General features: G+C 73.0%; 27 protein-coding genes and 1 tRNA gene. 11 read left to right on the top strand and 17 right to left on the bottom strand.

Annotated elements, in window-relative coordinates; all coding sequences use genetic code 11:
- Positions 1-75: 75 nt before the first annotated feature.
- Both J2W21_RS16180 and J2W21_RS16175 read right to left on the bottom strand, forming a co-directional pair.
- The gene (locus tag J2W21_RS16180) at positions 76-1,161 is read right to left on the bottom strand and encodes a 4-hydroxy-3-methylbut-2-enyl diphosphate reductase (RefSeq protein ID WP_307115538.1); all 1,086 of its coding nucleotides are present in this window, start codon (positions 1,159-1,161) and stop codon (positions 76-78) included.
- 10 nt (positions 1,162-1,171) lie between these two features.
- Positions 1,172-2,005, bottom strand: coding sequence for a hypothetical protein (locus J2W21_RS16175; RefSeq protein WP_307115537.1), 834 nt, complete (start codon positions 2,003-2,005; stop codon positions 1,172-1,174).
- 175 nt (positions 2,006-2,180) lie between these two features.
- Here J2W21_RS16175 and xseA point away from each other — a divergent pair, with 175 nt between their 5' ends.
- Together xseA and J2W21_RS16165 are read left to right on the top strand one after the other, a co-directional pair.
- Positions 2,181-3,566, top strand: a complete 1,386-nt coding sequence (xseA, locus tag J2W21_RS16170) for an exodeoxyribonuclease VII large subunit (protein WP_307115536.1) — start codon at positions 2,181-2,183, stop codon at positions 3,564-3,566.
- Positions 3,559-3,798 carry an exodeoxyribonuclease VII small subunit gene (locus J2W21_RS16165; protein ID WP_307115535.1) on the top strand — a complete coding sequence of 80 codons (240 nt, stop codon included), beginning with the start codon at positions 3,559-3,561 and terminating at the stop codon, positions 3,796-3,798. The genes xseA and J2W21_RS16165 overlap by 8 nt, the downstream gene beginning before the upstream one ends.
- A gap of 14 nt (positions 3,799-3,812) precedes the next feature.
- Here the strand turns inward: J2W21_RS16165 and J2W21_RS16160 are convergent, their stop codons facing one another.
- The 7 genes from J2W21_RS16160 to J2W21_RS16130 form a co-directional block, all read right to left on the bottom strand.
- The gene (locus tag J2W21_RS16160; protein ID WP_307115534.1) at positions 3,813-4,676 is read right to left on the bottom strand and encodes a polyphosphate kinase 2 family protein; all 864 of its coding nucleotides are present in this window, start codon (positions 4,674-4,676) and stop codon (positions 3,813-3,815) included.
- Between the two features lie 31 nt (positions 4,677-4,707).
- Positions 4,708-5,928 carry a pyridoxal phosphate-dependent aminotransferase gene (locus J2W21_RS16155; RefSeq protein WP_307115533.1) on the bottom strand — a complete coding sequence of 407 codons (1,221 nt, stop codon included), beginning with the start codon at positions 5,926-5,928 and terminating at the stop codon, positions 4,708-4,710.
- 75 nt (positions 5,929-6,003) lie between these two features.
- Positions 6,004-6,960, bottom strand: a complete 957-nt coding sequence (locus J2W21_RS16150; RefSeq protein WP_307115532.1) for an ABC transporter substrate-binding protein — start codon at positions 6,958-6,960, stop codon at positions 6,004-6,006.
- Complete coding sequence (locus tag J2W21_RS16145) at positions 6,957-7,664, bottom strand: ABC transporter permease (RefSeq protein WP_307115531.1); 708 nt, start codon at positions 7,662-7,664, stop codon at positions 6,957-6,959. Before J2W21_RS16145 ends, J2W21_RS16150 begins: the two co-directional genes overlap by 4 nt.
- The gene (locus J2W21_RS16140; RefSeq protein ID WP_307115530.1) at positions 7,661-8,329 is read right to left on the bottom strand and encodes an ABC transporter permease; all 669 of its coding nucleotides are present in this window, start codon (positions 8,327-8,329) and stop codon (positions 7,661-7,663) included. Before J2W21_RS16140 ends, J2W21_RS16145 begins: the two co-directional genes overlap by 4 nt.
- On the bottom strand, positions 8,329-9,441 hold the full coding sequence (locus J2W21_RS16135) for an ABC transporter ATP-binding protein (protein WP_307115529.1): 1,113 nt from the start codon (positions 9,439-9,441) through the stop codon (positions 8,329-8,331). The genes J2W21_RS16140 and J2W21_RS16135 overlap by 1 nt, the downstream gene beginning before the upstream one ends.
- Before the next feature lie 126 nt (positions 9,442-9,567).
- On the bottom strand, positions 9,568-10,458 hold the full coding sequence (locus J2W21_RS16130; protein ID WP_307115595.1) for an N-acetylglucosamine kinase: 891 nt from the start codon (positions 10,456-10,458) through the stop codon (positions 9,568-9,570).
- A gap of 63 nt (positions 10,459-10,521) precedes the next feature.
- On the opposite strand from J2W21_RS16130, the gene J2W21_RS16125 reads away from it, so the two are divergent.
- Together J2W21_RS16125 and J2W21_RS16120 are read left to right on the top strand one after the other, a co-directional pair.
- Positions 10,522-11,550: a nitronate monooxygenase gene (locus tag J2W21_RS16125; RefSeq protein ID WP_307115528.1), complete on the top strand. Its 1,029-nt coding sequence runs from the start codon at positions 10,522-10,524 to the stop codon at positions 11,548-11,550.
- Between the two features lie 56 nt (positions 11,551-11,606).
- Positions 11,607-12,437 carry an aldo/keto reductase gene (locus J2W21_RS16120; RefSeq protein WP_307115527.1) on the top strand — a complete coding sequence of 277 codons (831 nt, stop codon included), beginning with the start codon at positions 11,607-11,609 and terminating at the stop codon, positions 12,435-12,437.
- Positions 12,438-12,478: 41 nt separating this feature from the next.
- Here J2W21_RS16120 and J2W21_RS16115 read toward each other — a convergent pair whose 3' ends face one another.
- Positions 12,479-13,462, bottom strand: a complete 984-nt coding sequence (locus J2W21_RS16115; RefSeq protein WP_307115526.1) for a LysR substrate-binding domain-containing protein — start codon at positions 13,460-13,462, stop codon at positions 12,479-12,481.
- Positions 13,463-13,547: 85 nt separating this feature from the next.
- On the opposite strand from J2W21_RS16115, the gene J2W21_RS16110 reads away from it, so the two are divergent.
- Both J2W21_RS16110 and J2W21_RS16105 read left to right on the top strand, forming a co-directional pair.
- Entirely contained in the window at positions 13,548-14,789 is a 1,242-nt protein-coding gene (locus tag J2W21_RS16110) for an MFS transporter (protein WP_307115525.1), read from the top strand.
- A 46-nt stretch (positions 14,790-14,835) separates the two neighbouring features.
- Positions 14,836-15,354 carry an Lrp/AsnC family transcriptional regulator gene (locus J2W21_RS16105; protein ID WP_307115524.1) on the top strand — a complete coding sequence of 173 codons (519 nt, stop codon included), beginning with the start codon at positions 14,836-14,838 and terminating at the stop codon, positions 15,352-15,354.
- 34 nt (positions 15,355-15,388) lie between these two features.
- On the opposite strand, the gene J2W21_RS16100 is transcribed toward J2W21_RS16105, so the two are convergent.
- From J2W21_RS16100 to J2W21_RS16090, 3 genes are all read right to left on the bottom strand, one after another.
- Positions 15,389-15,601: a hypothetical protein gene (locus J2W21_RS16100; RefSeq protein ID WP_307115523.1), complete on the bottom strand. Its 213-nt coding sequence runs from the start codon at positions 15,599-15,601 to the stop codon at positions 15,389-15,391.
- Entirely contained in the window at positions 15,598-16,239 is a 642-nt protein-coding gene (locus tag J2W21_RS16095; protein ID WP_307115522.1) for an ArsR/SmtB family transcription factor, read from the bottom strand. The genes J2W21_RS16100 and J2W21_RS16095 overlap by 4 nt, the downstream gene beginning before the upstream one ends.
- Before the next feature lie 133 nt (positions 16,240-16,372).
- Entirely contained in the window at positions 16,373-17,629 is a 1,257-nt protein-coding gene (locus tag J2W21_RS16090) for an MFS transporter (protein WP_307115521.1), read from the bottom strand.
- Between the two features lie 100 nt (positions 17,630-17,729).
- On the opposite strand from J2W21_RS16090, the gene J2W21_RS16085 reads away from it, so the two are divergent.
- From J2W21_RS16085 to J2W21_RS16065, 5 genes are all read left to right on the top strand, one after another.
- Positions 17,730-18,266, top strand: coding sequence for an Lrp/AsnC family transcriptional regulator (locus tag J2W21_RS16085; RefSeq protein ID WP_307115520.1), 537 nt, complete (start codon positions 17,730-17,732; stop codon positions 18,264-18,266).
- Positions 18,263-19,261, top strand: a complete 999-nt coding sequence (locus J2W21_RS16080) for a magnesium and cobalt transport protein CorA (RefSeq protein ID WP_307115519.1) — start codon at positions 18,263-18,265, stop codon at positions 19,259-19,261. Before J2W21_RS16085 ends, J2W21_RS16080 begins: the two co-directional genes overlap by 4 nt.
- Complete coding sequence (locus J2W21_RS16075; protein ID WP_307115518.1) at positions 19,258-19,713, top strand: hypothetical protein; 456 nt, start codon at positions 19,258-19,260, stop codon at positions 19,711-19,713. Before J2W21_RS16080 ends, J2W21_RS16075 begins: the two co-directional genes overlap by 4 nt.
- Positions 19,714-19,722: 9 nt before the next feature.
- Positions 19,723-20,712, top strand: a complete 990-nt coding sequence (locus tag J2W21_RS16070) for a malate dehydrogenase (protein ID WP_307115517.1) — start codon at positions 19,723-19,725, stop codon at positions 20,710-20,712.
- Between the two features lie 90 nt (positions 20,713-20,802).
- Complete coding sequence (locus tag J2W21_RS16065) at positions 20,803-21,486, top strand: DUF805 domain-containing protein (RefSeq protein ID WP_307115516.1); 684 nt, start codon at positions 20,803-20,805, stop codon at positions 21,484-21,486.
- A gap of 91 nt (positions 21,487-21,577) precedes the next feature.
- Here the strand turns inward: J2W21_RS16065 and J2W21_RS16060 are convergent.
- From J2W21_RS16060 to galU, 4 genes are all read right to left on the bottom strand, one after another.
- Positions 21,578-21,650: transfer RNA gene (locus J2W21_RS16060), tRNA-Ala, on the bottom strand.
- Between the two features lie 88 nt (positions 21,651-21,738).
- Positions 21,739-22,635, bottom strand: coding sequence for a hypothetical protein (locus tag J2W21_RS16055; RefSeq protein ID WP_307115515.1), 897 nt, complete (start codon positions 22,633-22,635; stop codon positions 21,739-21,741).
- Between the two features lie 118 nt (positions 22,636-22,753).
- Positions 22,754-23,374: a GNAT family N-acetyltransferase gene (locus J2W21_RS16050; protein WP_307115514.1), complete on the bottom strand. Its 621-nt coding sequence runs from the start codon at positions 23,372-23,374 to the stop codon at positions 22,754-22,756.
- 8 nt (positions 23,375-23,382) lie between these two features.
- Entirely contained in the window at positions 23,383-24,303 is a 921-nt protein-coding gene (gene galU, locus J2W21_RS16045; protein WP_307115513.1) for a UTP--glucose-1-phosphate uridylyltransferase GalU, read from the bottom strand.
- Positions 24,304-24,333: the final 30 nt, after the last annotated feature.

The raw sequence follows: 24,333 nt of genomic DNA, 5'->3' as shown, positions 1-24,333 counted from the left end.
CCGCCCTTAGCGCCCCACGGGGTGACGTCGACGCCCCACGGGGTGACCTCGGCGCCCCACGGGGTGACCTCGGCGTCAGCTCTGGGGGCGTCGCCCTCGACCGCCGAGGCCGCGGCTCGCATCGCCGGCATCGCGCAGGGTGGCGCGGAGCTCCTTGGGGAGCGAGAACAGGATGTCCTCCTCCGCGGTGACGACCTCCTCGACGGTGCCGTAGCCGTACTCGGCGGCGAGCCGCAGGACGTCCTGCACGAGCACGTCCGGGACGGAAGCACCGGAGGTCAGGCCGATCGTCTCGACTCCCTCGAACCAGGACTCGTCCACCTCGTTGGCGAAGTCGACCCGGTAGGCCGCCTTCGCGCCGTACTCGAGGGCCACTTCCATGAGCCTGACCGAGTTCGACGAGTTGGCCGATCCGACCACGATCACGAGGTCAGCCTGCGGGGCAATCTTCTTGATCGCCGCCTGGCGGTTCGAGGTCGCATAGCAGATGTCGTCGCTGGGCGGGTCCTGGAGGTTGGGGAAACGCTCACGCAGCCGGCGCACGGTCTCCATCGTCTCGTCGACGGAGAGCGTGGTCTGCGAGAGCCAGATGAGCTTGTCCGGGTCCTTGACCTGGATGGTGTCGGCTTCCTCGGGCGAGTTCACCACCTGGGTGTTCTCCGGGGCCTCGCCGTACGTGCCCTCGACCTCCTCATGGCCCTCGTGGCCGATGAGCAGGATCTCGTAGTCGTCCCGGGCGAAGCGGACGGCCTCCCGGTGCACCTTGGTCACGAGCGGGCACGTCGCATCGATGGTCCGCAGCCCGCGCTCCTCGGCGGAGCGCACGACGGCGGGGCTCACCCCGTGCGCAGAGAAGACTACGAGGGCGCCCTCGGGGACCTCGTCGGTCTCCTCGACGAAGACGGCGCCGCGCTCCTCGAGGGTCTCGACGACGTGCCGGTTGTGGACGATCTGCTTGCGCACGTACACGGGCGCCCCGTAGTGCTCGAGCGCCTTCTCGACGGCGATCACGGCCCGGTCGACCCCTGCGCAGTACCCCCGCGGGGCGGCGAGCAGGACCTTCTTCTCGCCGGAGACGGGAACCGCGGCGGCCACGTCCTCAGGCGCGCGGCGCCGCCGCGGGACCGTGGGCATGGACAGGGGAACCGAGGTGACACTCATGGTTTCCATGCTACCGGCGGCCGCGGACCCCACGCCGCAGGACGCCGAGCGCGATCGCGAGCAGGAGGCAGGCGGCCCCCACGAGGGCCACGACCCCCGCCCACGGCAGGAACGAGTCGGCGAAGAGCTTCCCCGCCCGCGTCGCGAAGACGGTGGCGACGCTCCCCGACCCGCCCTGCGCCGAGGCCACGCCGGAGGCCAGGAAGGCCCCCGCTGCGAGGACGGCGGCGACCAGGAGCAGGCCCAGGCCCGACCAGCCGAGGGCGACCCCCCGGCGTCGTGCGAACAGGAGCCCGAGCGCGAAGGCGAGCACGGCGCCCACCGTGAGGGGCCAGGCGTACGAGGCCGCCTCCTGGGCGGCAGTGAGCCAGGAGCGCTGCTGCGCTGTGCCCACCGGAACCTGGATGCTCGGCGCCTGGCCCGCCTGCACGCCGAGGCTCGAGCCGAGCCTCTTGAGCAGCACATCGACGAAGGGACGCAGCTCGAGGGTGAACGCCGAGGTCGACGCCGCGGCCTGGGTGAAGTTCAGCCGGTGGCTCTCGCGCAGCGTCTCGTCCCAGGCCGCGGGGAAGCCCGGGTCCGTGGTCAGGCCGTTCGTGATCTCGTTCGCCAGCCGCGTCGCCGCCGGCTGGAAAGCCTGGGGGACGCCGGAGGCCGAAGCAACGGTGGTCCCGAGCGAGGTCGCGAGCGAGGACTGGAACGCGGAATCGCTCCGCAGCGGTTCGAGCAGGCGGACGAACCCGCCCTCGTCCACCACGTTGCGGTCGATCCACAGCGAGGGGACGGCGGCCGCAGTGAGCACGACGGCGAGCAGGATGGACAGGGCGGAGAAAACGGAGCGCATGGACTTCCCGGGGTCGGCAACGCCACCATCCTAGCGACGCCGATGCCACCTCCCGCGACGCCGGGCCGCCGCCGCTGCGGGCCGCTGAGGCCGCCGGAGTGTCGGAGGGGCGTGATAGTGGTGAACTATGGTGGCAGAGATGGAAGCATCCCCAGATTCCATGAGCCCAGACGCCATGAGCAGCACCGCCCGCCCGGACCCGGCGGGAGCAGCCGGCGACGAGGCCCGGGACGGGACAGGCGAGGGCCAGGCCTCAACCCTGCCCGCACGCGCCTCTGACACCAGCCCCGAGAATCCCTGGCCGCTCCATGTGCTCTCCCGCAAGCTGAAGGAGCACATCGAGCGTTCGCCCCACGTGTGGATCGAGGGGCAGGTCATCGAGATGACGCGCCGCGGCCAGACCGCCTACATGACGCTCCGCGATGTCGACGCCGAGATCTCCCTGCCAGCCTCCGCCTGGGGCACCGTCATGGCCCGGCTCCGCGAGCCGGTCCAGCGCGGCTCCCGCGTGGTGGCCCTCGTCAAGCCCGAGATGTGGCTGAAGACCGGCCGGCTGAGCATGGCCGTGCGGGACATGCGCCCGGTGGGGCTCGGTGACCTGCTGGCCCGCATCGAGAACCTGCGCCAGGCGCTCGGCGCCGAGGGGCTCTTCGCCGAGGAGCGAAAGAAGCGCCTGCCGCTCCTCCCCCACCGGATCGGCCTGATCACCGGCCGCGACTCCGACGCCAAGAAGGACGTCATGCGCAACGCGGCCCTGCGCTGGCCCGCCGTCGCCTTCGAGGTCCGCGAGGTCGCGGTCCAGGGCACGAACGCGGTGGCCGAGGTCCTCGCGGCGCTGAAGGAGCTCGATGCCCGACCGGAGGTCGACGTCATCGTGATCGCCCGCGGCGGCGGCTCGCTCGAGGACCTGCTCGCCTTCAGCAACGAGTCCCTCGTCAGGGCGGTGGCCGATGCCGCGACCCCTGTCGTCAGCGCCATCGGGCACGAGGCTGACCGGCCCATCCTCGACGACGTCGCCGACCTGCGCGCCTCGACCCCCACGGATGCGGCGAAGCGGATCGTGCCGGACGTGGCCGAGGAACTCCTGCGCGTGCGGCAGTGCCGCGACCGGATCGACCGGCAGGTGCGCTTGTTCGTCGAGCGGGAATCCGACCGGCTCGCCTCGATCCGGAGCCGGCCCGTGCTGGCCGCGCCGCAGACCATGGTGGACACCCGGCACGAGGAGCTCGAGCGCCTCAGGGTGCGCTCGCGGTCCGCTGTGGGCGGCGCCGTCGCCCGCGCGGCCGACGCCGTCGCCCACCTGCGCGCCCAGGTCCGCTCCCTCTCACCGCAGCAGACCCTAGACCGCGGCTACTCGGTCGTCCAGATCCTCGATGGGCCGGCCGCCGCCGTGGTGCGCGCCCCCGAGGACGCCCCCACGGGGACCGCGCTGCGGGTCAGGCTCGCCCGCGGGACCATCGCGGCCCGCAGCGAGGGCCAGTTGGCGGACATCACCCACCCCGCGCCCCACGGCGCAGCCCCCCAGACCGCAGCCCCGCAGGAAGGACCGACCGATGAGTGAGGACACCAAGGAGACGTTCGAGGACCTCTCCTATGAGCAGGCGCGCGAGCAGCTCGTCGCCGTCGTATCCCGGCTCGAGGCCGGCGGGGTGAGCCTGGAGGAGTCGCTCGCGCTCTGGGAGCGGGGCGAAGCTCTCGCGAACCGTTGCGAGGAATGGCTCGAGGGCGCACGACGCCGGCTGGACGCCGCGCGCGGCGAGGGCACCTCGGCGGGGGCTGCGGCCGAAGCCTAGGCCCCGGGACGCGGTCAGCTCTGCGCCAGCAGCTCCTTCTGCTCCTCGATGTCGAACGCCGGCGCCGGCCACTGCGGGTCCATCCGCTCGAGCGCGGCGACGAGGAGCTCCTGGACCACCATCCGCGCGTACCACTTGTTGTCCGCCGGGACGACGTACCAGGGGGCATAGGGCGTGCTCGTGCGCTCGATCGCGATCTGGTAGGCGTCCATGTAGGAGCCCCAGAGCTTGCGCTCGGAAAGGTCCGAGGGGTTGTACTTCCAGTACTTGGTGGGATCGTCGAGCCGTGCGGCGAGGCGGCGGCGCTGCTCCTCCCGGCTGATGTGGAGCATGACCTTGACGATCTCGGTGCCGGACGCGTGCAGGTGCGCCTCGAAGTCCTGGATGGCGGAGTAGCGCCGCTCGAGCTCGGTCGCGTCGGCCCAGTTGTGGACGCGGTGGATGAGGACGTCCTCGTAGTGGGACCGGTCGAAGCAGCCCAGCATCCCCGGGCCGGGCAGCTGCTTCTCGACGCGCCACAGGAAGTCGTGCTTCTTCTCCTCGTCCGTCGGCGCCCTGAACGCGGCGAGCTGGACGCCCTGGACGTCGACGGCACCGACCACGTGGCTGATCATTCCGCCCTTCCCGGCGGTGTCCATGGCCTGCAGGATGAGCAGGAGCGAGCGGGTCCCGCCGCCCTTGCCCTCCGCGAACAGGCGTTCCTGCAGGTCGGCGAGGTGCGGATCCCGCTGTGCGAGGATCGCCTCGCCGTCGGACTTGCCCCCCGTGAAGCCGGGGGTCGCGGCGGGGTCGATGCGGTCCAGCCGGAAGTCCGGGCCGACCACGAGGAAGTCCTCGGGTGCCTCGGTGAAGCCGTGCCCCGCCTTGCGCTTGCCCATGCGGCCCCCTCGCCGTCAGACCCGTCCGGGGTCAGTTGCCCCTGTACCTGCTCAGGAAGTCTGCCATACGGCTGATGGCCTCCTCGATGTCCGCCACGGCCGGCAGCGTGACCATGCGGAAGTGGTCCGGAGCGTGCCAGTTGAAGGCCCGGCCGTGGGAGAGGAGGATCTTCTGGTCGCGCAGCAGGTCGAGGACGAACTTCTCGTCGTCGCGGATCCGGTAGACCTCGGGGTCGAGCCGCGGGAACAGGTACAGGGCACCCCTGGCCTGCTTGGTCGAGACCCCGGGGATCGCGTTGAGCATCTCGTACGCCTTGTTGCGCTGCTCGAGCAGCCGGCCGCCGGGGAGGATGAGGTCCTTGATGCTCTGGTAGCCGCCGAGCGCGGTCTGGATCGCGTGCTGTGCCGGAACGTTGGCGCACAGGCGCATGTTCGCCAGCAGGTTGATGCCCTCGAGGTAGTCCGCTGCCTCCTTCTTGGGGCCGGAGATGGCCATCCACCCCGCGCGGTAGCCGCAGACCCGGTAGGCCTTCGACAGGCCGGAGAAGGTCAGGCAGAGCACGTCCTCGCCGGTAAACGCCGCGAGGTTGGTGTGCGTCGTGTCCTCGTAGAGGATCTTCTCGTAGATCTCGTCGGCGAAGATGATCAGGCCGTGCTTCTCGGCCAGCTCGACGATCCGGCGGAGCGTGGCGTCCGAGTAGACCGCCCCGGTGGGGTTGTTCGGGTTGATGACCACGATGCCCTTGGTGCGCGAGGTGATCTTCGACTCGAGGTCCTCGAGGTCGGGCTCCCAGTCGAGGTCCTCGTCGCACAGGTAGTGGACGGCGCGGCCGCCGGCCAGCGACACCGAGGCCGTCCACAGCGGGTAGTCGGGCATCGGGACGAGGATCTCGTCGCCCTGCTCGAGCAGCGCCATGAGGGACATCGTGATGAGCTCGGAGACGCCGTTGCCGAGGTAGATGTCGTCGACGTGGATGTTCTGGATGCCGCGTGTCTGGTAGTACTGCGAGACCGCCGTGCGGGCCGAGAAGATGCCGCGCGAGTCGCTGTAGCCCTGGGCGTGCGGGAGGTGGCGGATCATGTCCACGAGGATGGCGTCCGGCGCCTCGAAGCCGAACGGTGCCGGGTTGCCGATGTTCAGCTTGAGGATGCGGTGGCCCTCGGCCTCCATCTGCTGGGCAGCCTCCAGGATCGGGCCCCTGATGTCGTACAGGACGTTGTGGAGCTTGGAGGACTGCGTGAACTGGGCCATTCCCCCAATATGCCACAGGGCGTGGGCGGCACCTGTGCGATGCTGCTCACACCCTGTGGCGTGCCCCGGGAAGGGTCAGGAGGCGAGGCCCTTCTCCTTCAGCCACGCCTTCGCGGCGTCGGCCGGGGACTGCTTCTGGTTCCCGCTGACGGCCCGGTTGAGGTTCACGAGGTCGTCGGTGGTGAGCTGCTTGGAGACCGCGTTGAGCACGGACTTGGCCTTGTCCGTGACGGTGTCCGTCCGCACGAGCGGGACCACCTGCTGCGCGATGAAGTTGTTCTTCGGATCGTCGAGCACCACGAGATCGTTGTCGGCGATCGACGGGGTGGTCGTGAAGATGTCGGCGACCTGGATGTCGTTGGACAGGAGGGCCTTGAGCGTGACGGGGCCGCCGCCGTCGCTCATCGGCTGGAACTGCTTGGGGGCGCAGCCGTACTTGTCCTTGAGCCCGGGGAGGCCGTAGGCGCGCTTCTCGAAGGTCGCGGGCGCCCCGATCACGAGGTCGCCGCACACCTTGGCCATGTCCTCGAGGCTCTTGAGCTGGTACTTGGCCGCGGTGGCCTTGGTGACGACCATGGCGTCCTTGTCCTCGGCCTTGGCCGGGTCGAGGATCGCGAGGCCCTGCGGGAGCTTGCCGGGCAGCGCCCCGGCGATGTCGGCGGCCGAGACCTGGGTGGCCTTCTGGTCCACGTACAGCAGGAGGTTGCCGGTGTAGTCGGGGACCACATCGATGGAGCCGTCCTGCACGGCCTTGTAGTAGACCTCACGGGCTCCGATGTTGGGCTTCGTCGTGGCCTGCACGCCCGCGGCGTTGAGGGCGCCGGCGTACAGCTCGGCGATGATCTGGCTCTCGGTGAAGTCTGCCGAGCCGATGACCAGGGCCTTGCCGGCGCCGCCAGAGCTGGCGGGCGCCGCGCTGCCGGTGCTGAGGGGGTTCGAGGAGCCGCCGCAGGCGCTCAGGGCCAGGGTCAGGCCGAGGCCCGCCGCCGCGGCGGCCAGCGCCTTGCGGCGGGTGAGGGGGTGCTGGGTCATGGCATTCCTTCCGTAACGGCCGCGGCGGGGGCTGCTGCCTCCAGCGCGGAGGACGTGCGCGGTCCCAGGACGCGCAGGAGCGTGCCCAGGACCAGATCGGTCACGACGGCGAGGGCGGCCACGAGCACCGAGCCGCCGAGCATCTGGGGGTAGTCGGAGAGGGCCAGGCCGTCGAAGATGTACCGGCCGAGTCCGCCGAGGTTGGTGTAGGCCACGACGGTCGCCGTCGCGATCACCTGCAGGATCGCCGCGCGGGCGCCGCCGAAGATGACCGGGACCGCGTTGGGCAGCTCGACCTGCAGCAGCACCTGGTACTCGCGCATCCCCTGGGCCCGCGCGGCGTCGACCACCACGGGGTCCACTGCGGCGATGCCCGAGTAGGTCCCCGCGAGGAGCGGCGGGATGGTGAGGATGACGAGGGCCCAGATCGGGGGCATCAGGCCGATCCCGGCGAGCAGCACGAACAGCACCAGCAGCCCGAGCGTGGGAATTGCCCGCAGGGCGCCCGCAGCGGCGACCACGAGCACGCGTCCTCGGCCGGTGTGGCCCACGTAGGCCCCGATGGGCAGGGCGATGGCCGCGGCGATGGCGAGGGTGAGCACCGTGTAGAAGATGTGCTCGCCGAGCCGGCCCGGGATGCTGGAGTACCCGCTCCAGTTCATCGGGTCGGTGAGCCACGCCCAGGTCTGCGCGAGGAGGTTCATGAGCGTGCCGCCTTCCGCTGCCCCGCGCCGTCCACGAGGCGGGCCCACGGTGAGAGCAGCCGCCCCGCCAGCACGAGGGCGAGGTCCATCACGAGGGCCAGGACGAGGATCGCCACGAGTCCGACGACGATCTCCGTGATGAAGCCCCGCTGGAGGCCCTCCGTGAAGAGGACGCCGAGGTTGGGCATGCCCACGAGCGCGGCGACGCTCACGAGGGAGATGTTGCTCACCGACACCGCGCGCAGCCCTGCGACGAGCACCGGCAGCGAGAGCGGCAGGTCGACCCGGAAGTAGCGGGTCGCCGGGGTGTGGCCGAGCGCCTCGGCGGCGAGGCTCAGCTCGCCGTCCACCGAGTCGAGGGCATCGAGCGCGGACCGGACGAGGAGCGCGACGGCGTAGACGGTGAGCGCCACGATCACGTTGAGGGGATCGAGGATCCTCGTGCCGAGGACCACCGGGAGGATGATGAACAGTGCGAGCGAGGGAACGGTGTAGAGGACGGAGCTGAGGGTCAGCAGTCCGGTGCGCCAGGCGCGCCGGTGGCGGACGGCCTGCGCGAGCGGGAGGCTGATGACCAGCCCGAGGAGGAGCGGGACCAGGGCCAGGAGAAGGTGCTGGCCCGTGAGCGAGAGGATCCGGCCCAGGTTGGCGACCGCCCACTCCATCAGGCGCCGCCCTCCGGGACGGCGGCGGCGCGGGCACGCTGGGACTCGGTCCGGCGCCGGTCGGCGTGCGCGATCACCTCGGCGGCGCCGACGGTGCCGAGGAGGCGGCCGGTGTCGTCCACCACGACGCCGCGGCCCGACGGCGAGGACAGCGCCGCGTCGAGGGCGGAGCGCAGCGTGCTGCCGGCGCGGTGGAGGGAGCCGCCGCTGACGAGGGTGCCGGGGAACGCGGGCCCCGCCCAGCCCACCGGGCGCCCGTCGGCGCCCAGCGCCACGGCCCACTCGTCCGCCCGGCCCGACGGGACGTCCGCCGCGCGGATGGTCTCGGCGGGCTCGACGGCGAGCCCGGAGTCGTCGTAGAAGCCCAGGTGGCGGAAGCCTCGGTCGCGCCCCACGAAGCCGGAGACGAAGTCGTCCGCCGGCGCGCGCAGGAGCTCCTCGGGGGCGGCGACCTGTGCGAGCCGGCCCCCGACGGCGAACACCGCGATCCTGTCGCCCAGGAGCACGGCCTCGTCGATGTCATGGGTGACGAAGACGATGGTCTTGCCGAGGTCGCGCTGCAGTCGCACGAGCTCCTGCTGGAGCTCGTGGCGCACCACGGGGTCCACCGCGCTGAACGGCTCGTCCATGAGCAGCACGGGCGGGTCGGCGGCGAGCGCGCGGGCCACCCCGACCCGCTGCTGCTGGCCGCCGGAGAGCTGGGCGGGGTACCGGCCGCCGAGGTCCTGCGGAAGCCCGACGACGTCGAGCAGCTCGCGTGCGCGGGCCCGGGCGGCGGCGCGGGAGACCCCGTTGAGCCGCGGGACCGTGGCGATGTTGTCCACGACCGTGCGGTGGGGCATGAGCCCTGCCGCCTGCATGACGTAGCCCATGGACCGGCGCAGGAGCGGCGCGGGCTCGGCGGCGACGTCGCGGCCGTCCACGGTGATGGTCCCGGAGGAGGGCTCGACCATGCGGTTGACCATGCGCAGCGACGTCGTCTTTCCGCATCCGGAGGGCCCCACGAACACAGTGATCTGCCCCCGGGGCACGCTCAGGCTCAGGCGGTCGACGGCCTTGAGGCCGCCGTAGACCTTGCTCACCTCGTGGAACTCGATCATGGGATCGGACACGTACACCTCAATGGTCGCTGACGGTCTGTCTCGGCGTGCTGAGGGGAGCCTATCAGCGCAGCACGCCGCGGGCCCCGGCGTGCTGCGGAGTCCGCCGCCCCATGTCCGTCGGGCGGCCGTTCAGGCTCACGGCAGGGGTTCTCCCCCGTCCGCGCCGGCGGCGAGCTCGATCGTGCCGAAGATGGGGTCGCGGTCCAGCACGCGCACGTCGTCGATGCCCTGCTCGGCGAGCGCGGCTCGGAACCCCTCCTGCAGCCGCGGGACGTTCATCCCCAGCCCGCTGCCGAGGATCACGGGGCCGTCGATCCCGAGCTGGTTGGCAACCTGCGCGGCCATCCGCGCGAGGTCGTGGGCGGCCTGGTCGATCAGGAAGCGGGCGCCGGCGTGCCCGGCGTCGGCGGCCTGCGTCACCACACGTGACTGCTGCGCCCAGTAGCGCCTGCCCGTCTCGGGCGAGTGGAAGTGGGCGATGAGCTCCCCGGGCTCGGCGAGCCCGGTGGCCGTCAGCAGGCCGAGGGTGAGGGCATCCGGCTCGAGGCCGAGGTTCATGCGGTGGAGGCTGTAGCGGACGGCCTCGCGGCCGAGCCAGTACCCGCTGCCCTCGTCGCCGAGGAGATAGCCCCAGCCGCCGGCGCGGGCCTCCTCGCCGGCGGCGTTCGTCCCCCAGGCTGCCGAGCCGGTCCCCGCGATCACCGCCACCCCGGTCCGGGCGCCGCCGGCGGCGAGCAGGAGGCGCGAGTCGTGGACGACCTCGACCCTCGCGGCTGGCACGTGCGGGCGGATCAGCGAGGCGAGCGCCTCGGCGTCGGCCGCCGTGTCGATGCCGCCGGCCCCGGCGAAGACGAGGGCGGCGTCCGCGGCGTCGAGCCGCGCGAAGAGTTCGGCGAGGTTGGCTGCCGCGGTCTCGCGGCTCACGTTCTGGACGTTGGCGCTGCCGACCTCGAGATCGGCCACCACCTCCCCGTCGACGACCTTGATGCCGCGGGTCTTGGTGCCGCCGATGTCGAGGCCGATCATGGGGCCGGCCGAGGGGGTCTGGATGCTCACCTGCCCAGCCTACTGACCGCGTAGGGTGGGCGCATGGATGCGACGCTGCCGGTGGACCTGTTCGGAGGCGGCGTGGTCGCCGCACCCATGGCGGGAGGGCCGAGCCGGCCCGACCTGGTCCGGGCGGTCGGCGCCGCCGGCGGGTTGGGGTTCCTCGCGGGCGGCTACAAGACGCCCGAGGCGCTCGCCGCGGAGCTCGACGCGATGGACGGCGCCCGGCCGTTCGGCGTCAACCTCTTCGTGCCGGGTCCCGCCGAGGCGGACCGCGACGCCGTCCTCGCCTTCCGGGAACGGCTCCTGCCCGAGGCCGCCGCCGTGGGAGCGGACGTGCCGGAGCCACGCTGGACGGACGACGACGGGTACCCGGCCAAGCTCGATCTCCTCCTCGGGCGGGTCCCGGCTGCAGTCTCGTTCACGTTCGCGCTGCCGGCCCGGAGCGCCGTGACGGCCCTCCAGGCTGCGGGAGCACTCGTCCTCCAGACCGTCACGGGCCCCGAGGAGGCGGTCGCCGCCGCCGAGCTCGGCGCGGACGCCCTCGTCGTCCAGCACCCCGATGCCGGCGGCCACTCGGGGGCCTTCCTCGGCCTGCCGGCGTTCGCGGGCACCCTCCCCGAGCTCGTCGCCGCCGTCCGTGCCGCCCTCTCGGCGGCGGGTGCGCGGCTGCCGCTGGTGGCCGCCGGCGGGATCGGCACGCCCGAGGCGGCCGCGGCCGCCCGGGACGCCGGGGCGGCCGCGGTCCAGCTCGGCACCGCGTTCGTGCGCACGCCGGAGGCGGGGACGAACGCGGTGCACCGGGCAGCCCTCGCGGCCCCGGACTTCGCGCGGACGGCCACGACCCGCGCCTTCTCGGGCAAGTGGGCGCGCGGTCTCGAGAACGGGTTCATGCGCAGGTTCCCCGACGCGCCGGCAGCCTATCCAGTGCTCCACCACCTCACGGCCCCGATGAAGGCGGCCTCGGTGCGCGCCGGCAGCCCCGAGCGCACGAGCCTGTGGGCCGGGACCGGCTGGCGCGCGGCGCGGGACGAGCCGGCCGCGGACGTGGTGGCCCGCTTCGGGCGCTGACCCCGCACGCCGATCGGCCAGGTCCGCATCCGCCGCTGGAGTCATAGGCTGGGCCCATGGAAACGGCACCGCTCATCACGCTTCCGTCCGGACACCACATCCCGCAAATTGGCCTCGGGACCTGGCCCCTCGACGACGCCCAGGCCGCCGACGTCGTCGCGGCCGCGCTCGAGCTCGGCTACAGGCACGTCGACACCGCGGAGAACTACGGCAACGAGGCCGGCGTCGGCGAGGGCATCCGCCGTTCCGGCCTCGACCGCGGGGAGGTGTTCATCACCACGAAGTTCAACCGCGAGTGGCACAGCGCCGACGGCGTCCGCACCGCCTGGGAGAACGCAGTCCGCAGGCTGGGCGTGGAGTACCTGGACCTGTTCCTCATCCACTGGCCCAACCCCGACCAGGACACCTATGTGCAGGCCTGGGAGGGGCTGATCAGGCTTCGGGCGGAGGGCAAGGTCCGCTCGATCGGGACGTCCAACTTCTTCCCCGCGCACGCGCAGCGGCTCATCGACTCGACCGGGGTCGCGCCGGACGTCGACCAGCTCCAGATCAGCCCGTACTGGGTCAAGCACGAGGCCCGCGCGTTCAATCTGGGCCACGGCACCGTCACCGAGTCCTACACGCCGATCGGGCGCGGGCAGGAGCTGCTGGCCGAGCGGGCGGTGGTCGCTGCCGCGGAGGCGCACGGGGTGACGCCGGCCCAGGCCGTGCTGCGCTGGCACACGCAGCAGGGACTCGTGGCGATCCCGAAGTCGGCCCACCCCGAGCGGCTCGCGGCGAACCTCGACGTGTTCGGCTTCGACCTCACGCGCGAGGAGCTCGCCGCGCTGGACGCGCTGGACGGACACGGGCCCGAGGCCGCCGATCCGGAGACGTTCGGGCACTGAGCGCTCCGGCGCCGGCGTGGCCGGGCCCGCGCGAGGGCGGCCTAGCGGCCGAACGCGTCGGCGAGCAGGCCGGCGTCGAGCGCGAGCACGTGCTCGCGGAAGAGGCGCACCTGCGGCGGCTCGCCGACGATCCGCGGCCAGACGAGCCCGATCTCGCGGAACGCGCCCTCGTCCTCGAGGGCGAGCTCGGCCCAGCCGAGCGCCTCGCCGTGGCGCGTCGAGCCGTAGACGGCGCCGTGCCCCGCGCTCGAGGGCGGCACGAGCGCCACGCCCAGCCCCGCCGAGACGAGCCCGAGCAGCGTGCGGGAATCCTGGCCCGAGAACGCGATGTCCGGCCGGAAGCCGGCGTCGCGCCCGAGCCGGTCGAGGATGCTGCGCATGCCGAAGCCGCGCTCGAGCGCGACGAACGGCTCGTCCGCGACCTCGGCGAGCCGCACGGACGCCCTCCCGGCGAGCCGGTGCCCCGCCGGGACCGCGAGCCGCACGCCCTGGACGTGGAGGGTGGCGCTGTCCACGTCCCGCGTGGGTTCCGGGCGCGGGGAGACGATCGCGAGGTCCACCCGGCCGTCCGCGAGGGTGTCGAGGCAGTGCTGGCGGGAGCCCTGGATGAGCTCGAAGCGCACGTCAGGGTGGTCCGCCCGGAACCCGCTGACGAACACGGGCACGGCGGACTCGCCGAAGGTCATCTGGAAGCTGAGCCGCACGAGGCCGCGGGCCTGGTGCGCGCGCTCGTGGAGCGCATCGAGGCCGCGCTGGAGCTCCTCGAGGGCCGTCCGGACGGCGGGCAGGAGCTGTTCCGCCGCAGCCGTGAGCCTGATGCCGCGGCCCTCCTTCCGCACGAGCTCGGCGCCGACGACGCCGGCCGCCCGGGCGAGCGCCCGGCTCACCGTCGGCTGGGGCACGCCCAGGAGCTCGGCCGCCGCGGTGACGTGGCGGGTCTGGCCGACAGCGTCGAGGACGGGAAGGAGCGGCAGGAGCCTCGCGAGCTCGCCGTGGAGCGGGGCCGGCGGCCTGGCTGAGGTCATCGCACACCACCTATGCGTTCGCGCCATGCATTCTGTCGACAAGTGTATTGGACGCATGCATCGCGGCGTTCCTAGGGTGGAAGGCATGAGCGCAGGCCCCGGCACAGCACCAGCAGCGGCACGATGGCAGGGCCACCCGAAGGGCAGCCGCGGCTACCGGCGGCTCATCCTGGCGCTCGCGTTCGCCGGCGTGGCCACCTTCGCCCAGCTCTACTCGCCCCAGGCCCTCCTCCCCCGCCTCGCCGCCGAGCTCGGCATCGACCCGGCCCGCGCGGCCCTCACGGTCTCCCTCGCGACGATGGGCCTCGCCGTAGCGGTCCTGCCGTGGTCGTTCGTCGCCGACCGGATCGGCCGGGTCGGGGCCATGCGCTGGGGCATCCTCGCGGCGACCGTGCTCGGACTCGCCGGGCCGCTCGCCCCGAGCTTCGAGGCGCTCCTGGCCCTGCGCTTCCTCGAGGGCGTGGCCCTCGGCTCCGTCCCGGCGATCGCGATCGCGTACCTGAGCGAAGAGGTCAGCAGGGCCCACGCCGCCGTGGCCGCGGGCACCTACATCGCCGGCACCACCGTGGGCGGCCTCGCCGGGCGCCTCGTCGCCGGCCCGCTCGCGGACCTGATCGGGTGGCGCCTGGGGATCATCGCCGTCTCGGTGCTCGGGGCGGGGGCGGCCGTCGCCTTCATCATCCTCGCCCCGCGGGCCCGGGGCTTCTCCCCAGCCCCGCGCGCGCCGGGCGGGATCGGCGCCGCCGCGGCCTCGGTGGTGCGCAGGCTCGCCGCACAGCTGCGCAGCGTCCGCCTGCTCATGCTCTACGCGCAGGCATTCCTGCTCATGGGCTCCTTCGTGGCCGTCTACAACTACCTGGGCTTCCGCCTCGAGGCGGCGCCGTTCTGGCTCCCGGCGAGCCTGGCGAGCCTCGTGTTCGTCGCCTACCTCTCAGGGACCTTCAGCTCCGGCTTCGCCGCGCGGCTCAGCGAGCGCTGGGGCCGCCGCACCGTGCTCGTGGCGAGCACCGCCGCGATGGCGGCAGGCGCCGTCGCGATGGTCGCGGAATCGCTCCCGGCCGTCCTGGCCGGCCTGCTCGTGTTCACCGCGGGGTTCTTCGCCGCCCACGGGATCGCCTCGGGCTGGACCGGGGCCCTCGCCCCGGCGGGAAGGGCCCAGGCCGCCTCCCTGTACAACCTCGGCTACTACGGCGGCTCGAGCCTGCTCGGCTGGGCCGGGGGGCTCGTGTTCCACGCGGGGGGCTGGGCCGCGCTCGTGCTGGGCGTCGCAGGGGTGGCGCTCACGACGGCGGTCGCCTCCTGGGCGGTGCATCCCTCCGACCGCTGAGCTCCGCTCACATATCATGGGCAGGCCCCAACCGAGGAGGAAACCCGTGACCACGCCGAGCCCCGGCCGACCGCAGCCCGCCGCCGGGCACCATCCTCCGGGCGGCGAGCCCCTCGACGAGGTCGACCGCAGGATCCTCGCCGCCCTCGTCGAGGACGCCCGGATGACGAACAAGCAGCTTGCCGAGATGGTCGGCATCGCCCCCTCGACGGCGCTCATGCGCACGCGCTCGCTCTCCGAGCGCGGCATCATCACGGGGTACGAGGCCAAGGTGGACCTCTCGGCGGTGGGGCGCAGCGTGCAGGCGCTCATCTCGGTGCGCCTGCGCGCGCACGACCGCGACCAGATCGACGCCTTCACCTCCCGGGTGCCGCAGCTCCCGGGCGTGCTGGCCACGTTCCACACCTCCGGTGCGGTGGACTACCTGCTGCACATCGCCGTGGGCAGCACCGAGGAGCTGCGCGACTGGGTCCTGGACCACCTGACGACCGATCCGGTGGTGGGGCACACCGAGACGACGCTCGTCTTCGAGCAGATCCCCGGCAGGGGCCCGCTGCCCGACTGAGTCCTCCGCCCCACCGGCTCCTGCGGGCGTGGGTCTAGCGCAGCCAGTGGTGCAGGCCGAGCGGCTCGGCGAAGCGGGCGTCGGCGCGCCGGTCCTCCGCCTGCGCGAGGCGCTCGACGTCGATCCCGCCGCGGCGGGGGCGCTCCGCCCAGGCGACCAGGGCCTCGCCGAGCCGGAGCGCGAGCTCCTCGGCGGCGGTGCGATGGGCGGGACGGGCTGCTGGACGGGCGATGGCGGCGGTGCTCATGGCTTCTCCTGGGGGGTGTGCGGGGCCGCGGCGGCGGGCCTGCCGGCGGCGAGGGGGAAGGCGTTGATGTGGACCTGGACGGGGCGGACGCCCTCGGCGCCGTCCTGCCCGCGGTACGGGGCGAGGAGCTCCTCGGCGTAGGCCTCGAGCTTGGCCGAGACCTCGGCGAGCTGGGCGGCCGTGAGGCGGACATTGGAGGTGCTGACCAGCGCCGAATCCGACCAGTCGGACGGCTCCTCGAGCCAGCCGCGCTCCATGAAGTCCGCGAGGGCGGCCGCCCTGTGGTGCTCGAACTCCCGGCTCACGAGGTGGGCGGCCTCGCTCGTCGCGGGGTCGTCGGCGAGCTCGCGCGTGACGATCTGGAGGCTGCCCTTGGGGCGGTCCCACCACCGCTCGCGGGCCGAGCCCCGGCCCTCGACCTCCCGCAGGAAGTCATGCCGGGCGAGCTGGCGCAGGTGGTAGCTCGTGGCCCCCGTGGACTCGCCCAGGATCTCGGCCAGGGTCCCCGAGGTCTGGGGGCCGAGCCGCGAGATGGTGTCGAGGATCTGCACCCTCAGCGGATGGGCGAGGGCCTTGAGCGAGGCGACGTCGACGGTCCGCTTGGGGCCGGGGGTGCCGCTACCTGGGGTTGTCTCCACTCTTCGAGGATAGGTTCGCAAAGAGTCCTTTGCAAGCACTTCTTTGCAAGCACTTCTTTGCAGTCTTTCCTTTGCTGGCCTTCCGCTCCCCGCCTCCCCCGGCCCCCCTGGCGCGCCGGCGGACGGGGCCGGGTCAGCGCCCCCGCGCGGGGCGGGGCAGGGAGGTCGCAGCGAGCAGGGCCGCCGCCGCGGCGCAAGCGCACAGGAAGCCGACGGCCGCCGGCCCCAGGCCCACGGCCCCGACGATCGCGCCGAGTCCCACCACCGGAACGGCGCTTCCGAGGTAGGTCACGACATAGAGCAGGCTCACGGTGCGGGCGTGCTCCTCCGCCGGCACCGACCCCGCGACGGCGTCGAACCCCGCCCGGAACGCGGTGCCCTGCCCCGCGCCCGCCGCCACGCTCGCGACGACGAGGACGGCCGGGCTCCCCGTGGCGGTGCCCCACGCGAGGGCGGCGAGGGAGGCCGCGAGCAGCGCGAGGCCCAGCGGCCCATCCGCCGGGGCACGACGCCGGCCGGCCGGGGCGAGCACCTGGCTCACCGCCGAGGACGCGAGGGTCAGCCCGGCGAGCGCCCCGAGCAGGGGCGGGGACGCGAGGCCGAACGCGCGGGCGAAGACGCCCGGCGAGAGGGCGAGCTGGTAGCCGAACACGGCGAAGCTGAGGAAGCCGGTGGCCGCGGCGACCCAGAACGAGCGCCGTGCCGGCGGCGCTGGGAGGGCGCCGCGGAGGCTGCGCGGAGCGAGCACCCGGCCATGCCGGCCGCCCGCGGGAAGCTGCGGGGCGGGGCGGGCCCGCACGAGCACGAGGGGTACCAGCAGTGCCGCGAGGGCGGCGGTGTGGACGAGGAACGGCACGGCCGCGCCACCCGGGGCGAGGGCCAGGGCCCCGCCGAGGAGCGGCCCCAGCGCGACCCCGCCCGAGGAGGCGAGCAGCGTGAACCGCGAGGCCCACTCGGGCCGGTGCGGCAGCAGCTCGCGCAGGGCCGCCGCGCAGGCCCCGGTGGCCAGGCCTACGGCCATCCCCTGCAGTGCCCGGCCGGCGCAGAGCTGGACGAGCGAGCCCGCGGACGCGAACACGGCACTGCCCGCGATGCCGAGAAGGACGGCCAGGACCATGGCCGCGCGGCGCCCCAGGTGGTCGGACCAGTGGCCGGCGCTCACGAGGACCCCGACGAGGGCCACGACGTAGCTCGCGAACGCGACCGCGGTGCCGAAGCTGCCGTAGCCGAGGCGCTGCTGCAGGCCCGCGTACAAGGGGGTCGCGAGGTTCGCGCCGACGAGGAGCAGGAAGAGGACGGCTCCGGACAGCACGAGCCGCATGGTGCGCGTGGCGTCCCAGCCGGTCCGGGCCGCGGGCGCCCGCATGCGCAGCTCGGCAATCAGGGTCATGGCTTCACGTTCGGGCAGAATGGCCCTGAGGATCATCTGGTCCGGCCCCTGTTGACCACGATGATCAAAATCCGTTCCGCCGCTGACCCTGGAGTGATCAATGAGCGCACTGGACGCAACCGATCTCCGACTCGTCCTGGCCCTCGTCGAGGAGCCGCGGGCCCAGATCGCCGAGCTCGCGGCCCGGGTCGGCGTGGCCCGCAACACGGTGCAGAGCCGCCTGCGCCGGCTCGAGCGCGCCGAGGTGCTGCGCGGCAGCGGCCGGGACGTGGACCTCGAGGCCCTCGGCTACGACGTGGTCGCGTTCATCACCCTCGAGGTGGTGCACCGCGAGCTCGACTCGGTCGTCGCGGGGCTGCGCCGCATCCCCACCGTGCTCGAGGCCTACGAGATCTCCGGCCGCGGCGACATCTGGTGCCGCCTCGTCGCCGGGGACACCCACGAGCTCCAGTCCGCCCTGAGGCAGGTGCTGCGCATCAAAGGGGTCATCCGCTCGGAGACGGTCCTCGCCCTCCACGCCCACATCGCCTACCGCGCCGACTCGCTCCTGCGGCGCGCCGTGGACCGCACACGCCGCGCCGCGGAGGCCGCGGCAGCACCGGCGTCGGACGCAGGGCTGCCGATAATGGACCGGTGACCATCATCGACAACGCCGTCTACGTCGACGGCCGCAGGGCCGCCCACCCCGAATCGCTCGAGCAGACCTTCGAGACTCTCGAGGCGACCGGCGGCAGCATGGCGTGGATCGGCCTCTACCGCCCCTCCCCCGAGGAGATGGCCGAGGTCGCCCACGAGTTCCACCTCCATGACCTGGCCGTCGAGGACGCGATCAACGCGCACCAGCGGCCCAAGATGGAGCGCTACGACGAGATGCTCTTCACCGTGCTGCGCCCCGCGCGGTACGTCGACGAGACGGAGACGGTCGAGTTCGGCGAGCTGCACGTCTTCACGGGCCCGAACTACGTCGTCACGGTCCGGCATGCCGAGACAGCCGGCGTGAGCATGGTCAGGAAGCGCCTCGAGTCCGACCCCGGCCTGCTGCGGCACGGGCCCGAGGCGGTGCTGTACGCCCTGCTCGACAGGGTCGTGGACGACTACAAGCCGGTGGTCGCCGGCCTCGAGAACGACATCGACGAGATCGAGGACCAGCTCTTCGCCAACGACCCCGCCGTCTCGCGGCGCATCTACGAGCTCACGCGCGAGGTCATCCAGTTCCAGCGGGCCGTCCACCCGCTCAAGCGCATGGTCGAGGGCCTCGAGGGAGGCTTCGGGAAGTACAAGGTGGAGGTCGAGCTCCAGCGCAGCCTCCGCGACGTCCACGACCACCTCGAGCAGATCGTCTCCCGCGCCGACGCTTTCCGCGACCTCCTGCAGAACGCGCTCGTGCTCGACGGCACCCTCACGGCCAACCGGCAGAACGAGACGAGCCTGGCCCAGAATGAGCAGGTCAAGCGGATCTCCTCCTGGGCCGCGATCTTCTTCGCCCCGGCCCTCGTCACGGGCATCTACGGCATGAACTTCAAGACGATGCCCGAGCTCGAGTGGGACCTCGGCTACCCGTATGCGCTCGTGCTCATGGTGGTGGCCGGCTTCGCGCTGTGGCTGGTCTTTAAGTGGAAGCAGTGGCTGTGAGCCGAGGCGGCGCGGCTGCGGGGCGCCCGGGCTGGGACGCGGGCCGCGTGCTCGTGCCGGGCACCGAGGAGCAGCTCGGGTCCCTCGGCCTCTTCGTCCCGCCCGGGGACGGCACGGAGGTCCCCGTGCCCGGGGGCGTGCTCCACGCCCGCACCGCGGACACCGAGCTGCTGTGGCTCGCCTTCCCCGAGGTGTGCCGGGCGGGGGCCGTGGGCGTGCGCTGGGCGGAGCTTGCGCCGCGGCACGCCCTCTGGGTGGTCGACGGCGTGCCCCGCCTGGACGCCGCCGCCTCCGGGGACGTCTCGGCATTCCTCGACTTCGCCGATGCCCTCCACGCGGCCGACGTGCCGCTCGTGGTCCTCGCGGCCCGCGATCCCGGGCCGATGCGCCGTCCGCTCCCCGTCGACGAGGCGGCCGACGGCGGGCTCCCGCGGCTCGGCGGCGGCAGCTAGGCTGGCCGGATGACCGACCAGCAGCCTGTCACCGTCACTGTCACCGGAGCCGCAGGCCAGATCGGCTACGCGCTGCTCTTCCGCATCGCGAGCGGCGCCATGCTCGGGACGGACACCTCGATCCGGCTCAGGCTCCTCGAGGTCCCCGCCGCGGTGCGGGCCGCCGAGGGCACGGCCCTCGAGCTCGCCGACTGCGCGTTCGGTCCCCTCGTCTCGGTCGACGTCACCGACAGTCCGGCGGAGGCGTTCGACGGCGCCGACATCGCCCTGCTCGTGGGCTCGAGGCCCAGGACAGCGGGGATGGAGCGCTCGGACCTCCTCGAGGCGAACGCCGGCATCTTCGCGCCCCAGGGCCGGGCCATCAACGACCACGCGGCCAGCGGCGTGCGCGTCCTCGTGGTCGGCAATCCGGCGAACACCAACGCGCTCATCGCGGCGGCGAGCGCCCCGGACGTGCCCCGGGAGCGCTTCACCGCCATGACGCGGCTCGACCACAACAGGGCCGTCGCGCAGCTCGCGGCCAAGCTCGGCTGCCGCACCCCGGACGTGGACGGGGTGTCCATCTGGGGCAACCACTCCGCCACCCAGTACCCGGACGTCACCCACGCCACCGCGGGCGGCCAGCCCGTCCCCACGCTCGTGGACCAGGACTGGCTCGAGTCCGAGTTCATCCCGCGCGTCGCCCGGCGCGGGACCGAGATCATCGAGGCCCGCGGAGCCTCGTCCGCCGCGTCCGCGGCGAACGCCGCGATCGACCACGTCCGGGACTGGGTGCACGGGACGCCCGGGCGGTGGACCTCCTCCGGCGTGGTCTCCGACGGCTCCTACGGGGTGCCCGAGGGGCTGGTGAGCTCGTTCCCCGTCCGGAGCGAGGGCGGCCGGTTCTCGATCGTGCAGGGCCTCGACGTCCCGGCCTTCTCCCGCACGCGGATCGACGCGTCCGTCGCGGAGCTCGAGGCGGAGAGGGATGCCGTGCGCGGGCTGGGCCTCCTCGGCTGAGCGCTCAGGGCCTTCATACCCTTCTCCGCCGGTCCGCGCCGTTCCTAGCATGGTGGCATCGCCCACCATCCGGCGAAAGGAACGCCTCCCATGACCATCCAGCAGCCCCATTACGCGGCCGGCGGAGCAGTCCCCCCGCTCGAACTCCCCTACTACGGCGCTCCTCCGGTCGAAGCGGTCAAGCGCGTCTTCCAGAAGTACGCAGTCTTCACGGGGCGCGCAAGCCGCAGCGAATACTGGTGGTGGGCCCTCGCCTCGGCGATTGCTTCGGGGATCCTCAACTCCATCGGCCCCACCATGATCAACGGCCAGACGACCGGCACCAGCCCCCTCGGCGGCCTGTGGTTCTTCGCGACGGTGGTGCCCGGCCTCGCCGTCGCGGCGCGCCGGCTCCACGACGCCAATCTGAGCGCCTGGTTCCTGCTGCTCGCCCTCATTCCCGTGCTCGGCTGGATCGCGCTGATCGTGATGCTCGTGCAGCGGGAGAACCCCCAGGGGCAGCGCTTCGACAGGTACCCCGGGACCGGCTACCTCCGGCGGTCCGAGGCGCAGCAGACGCCCTATCGCCCGGATTATCGGCCGGAGCAGCAGCCGCAGTACCCGCCGCAGCAGTCGCCGTACACGTCCCAGCAGCAGCCCCAGTACCCGCCGCAGCAGAAGCCGCCCTACGGCTCCCAGCAGCAGCCACAGGACCCGGCCCAGCAGCCGCCCTACCCGCCGGCGCCGGGGAGCGGCCCGGAGGCCGACTCGGGGTCGGGCAGCGGGCGGCCCTAGCGCTGGCTGGAAGCTGGCTCGCCAGGAACGCAGACAGGGTCCCAGCCTGAACGGCTGGGACCCTGAAAGTGCCCTCTGACGAGAGACAATGTGGAGCCTAGGGGATTTGAACCCCTGACCTCTTCGATGCGAACGAAGCGCTCTACCAACTGAGCTAAGACCCCTCGGTGCGGGAACTACGTTACTGGTGCGGCCGCCAAAATCCAAATCGCAATGGCCTGTGTACCGGGCTCCAGCCGGTCCGCGGACGGGCTAGGCGCGGCGGCGCTGGAGGACCTCGTCGAGGTTCCCCAGAGCGCCCCCGCGGGCGGGCGCCTTGGCAGTACCCAGGGCCGGGACTCCGGGCACAGAGCCGGGTTCGGGGGCCTCTGCCGCAGGCTTGAGGGGACGCCCCTCGGGCTTGGGCTCGGCGGCGGTCTGGAGCGGCTCGGGGTCGGGCCGCTCGGCCTTTGCGGCGTCGAGGTAGGAGGGCCGGGGCACGTCCACGGGCGCCCACTCCGGGGCCTGCTCTCCGCTGGCCCGCGCCGCCTCCTCAGCGCTGGCCTGCGAGGCCTTCGCAACCTCGAGGGCGATCGACCTCAGCTCCTCCCGGCTCACCGTGCGCGGAGCGGCCGCGGGCTCCCGCCCGGCGTCGAACACCTCGCTCCGCACGGTCCGCGCGGGCGGAGCGGGGATCGGGTCCCGGGTGGCCATGGCCGCGCCGAACGCGGTCTCGAGCCGCCGCTTCCGGTCGCGCACGGCCAGGGAGCGGAGCACGGCGACGGAGCCCACGGCGGCAGCCAGGCTGGCCAGCGGGACCCAGGCAGGGACGCCCACGATCATGAGGACGAGGGTGACGACGGCTGCCAGGAGGGCGCAGAGCCCCGTCAGGGCCACGGCGAGGCGGCCCCACCGGATGCGCAGGCGCTGCTGCCCGGCGCCGCGGCCTGTCGGAGACGACGTGGCACCGGTGCGGGGCTCCCTGCCCGGGGAGGAGGGTGCAGAGTGCGCCACGTCGCGGCGGAGCGGGTCCACCGACTCCATGAGCAGGGTCGCCTCGCCAGCAGGCTGCTCGGCAGCGCGCCGGCGGAGGAAGTACGGGGCAACCCACAGCAGCCACACGAGCACGGCAGCGCCGAGCACCGTCGAGCTGCTGAGGGCGAAATCCATACTCAGAACCGTAGGAGGATCGCCGGGGCCGTGCCCGTATTAGCGCCGGTGTGTCGCGAGAACCTCAGCGGGAAGGCGCGGCGGCCGCCGACGGCGGGGACGCGCCGTCGTGCGCCGCTCACCGCCGGGAGGTGAGCCAGCGGCCCAGCAGTCCCTCCTCGGGGACCTCCTCGGCCGTGAGGGCGAAGGACTCGTGGTCCGCCCACGCCCCGTTGATGTGCAGGTAGCGGGGGCGCAGGCCCTCGTGGCGGAATCCGAGCTTCTCGACCACCCGCAGGCTCGGGGCGTTCTCCGGGCGGATGTTGATCTCCATCCGGTGCAGGCCCATCTCACGGAAGCAGTGGTCGGTCACGAGCGCGACCGCCGTCGGCGCGATCCCCCGGCCGGCATGCTCGCGGTCCACCCAGTAGCCGAGCGTGGCCATGAGCGCCGAGCCCCACACGATCGAGGACACCGTGAGCTGCCCGACAATGGGAGCCCTGCGCGCCCGGGGGTCGTCGAGGGTGATCACGAACGGCAGCGCCGACCCCTCCCGGGCCTGCCGGGTGAGCGAGCGCACCATGTCCCGGAACGTGGGCAGGGAGCCGCCGGGCTGGGGGTTGGAGGCCTCCCAGGGGGCGAGCCAGGACCTGTTCCGGGATCGCACGGCCATCCACTCCGCGCGGTCCCCCATCCGCAGCGGCCGGAGAGCGAGGTCCCCGGCGCGCAGGGTGACGGGCCAGAGGCCCGATGCCGACATGCTCCGCGTCAGCCGCGGGCCGACGCCGCGTCCGCGCCCTCGGCCACGAAGTCCGCGAGCCACGAGCGCAGGTCCGCGCCGAACTCGTCGCGGTCGCAGGCAAGGGTCACGACGGCCTTGAGGTAGGAGAGCTTGTCGCCGGTGTCGTAGCGGCGGCCGCGGAAGACCACGCCGTACACGCCGCCGCCCTCGCCCTCGCGCCGGGCGAGGGTCTGGAGGGCGTCGGTGAGCTGGATCTCGTCGCCGCGGCCGGGCTCGGTGCTGCGCAGCACGTCGAAGACGGCGGGGTGGAGCACGTAGCGGCCGATGATGGCGAGGTTCGAGGGTGCATCCTCGGGCGCGGGCTTCTCGACGAGCCCGTGGACCTGGACGTAGCTCTCGCCCTCGACCTCGGTGACGTCGGCGCAGCCGTACGAGGAGATCGTCTCGCGCGGGACCTCCATGAGCGCCACGACGGAGCCGCCGGTGGCCTGCTGGACCCGGATCATCTCGCCCAGGAGCTCGTCCCGCTCGTCGATGAGGTCGTCGCCGAGGAGCACGGCGAAGGGCTCGTTGCCCACGTGGCGCTCGGCGCACAGGACGGCGTGTCCGAGGCCCTTCGGGTCGCCCTGGCGGACGTAGTGGATGTCGCCGAGGTTGTTGGACTCCTGGATGGCGGCGAGCTTCTTGCGGTCGCCCTTGGCCTCGAGCGCGGACTCGAGCGAGGGGACGCGGTCGAAGTGGTCCTCGAGCGCGCGCTTGTTGCGGCCCGTGATCATCAGGATGTCCTCGAGGCCCACCGACACCGCTTCCTCAACCACGTACTGGATCGCGGGCTTGTCGACGACGGGGAGCATCTCCTTGGGCATGGCCTTGGTCACCGGCAGGAACCGAGTCCCGAGACCGGCGACAGGGATGACGGCTTTCCTGACAGCTCTGGAGGTAGACACGAGGCACACTCTATACGAGTACGGGACATG

The sequence above is a fragment of the Sinomonas atrocyanea genome, assembly GCF_030811715.1.
GTDB lineage: Bacteria > Actinomycetota > Actinomycetes > Actinomycetales > Micrococcaceae > Sinomonas > Sinomonas atrocyanea_A.
Note: the sequence above shows the minus strand (reverse complement) of the source record. Positions and strands in the feature narration are given on the sequence as shown.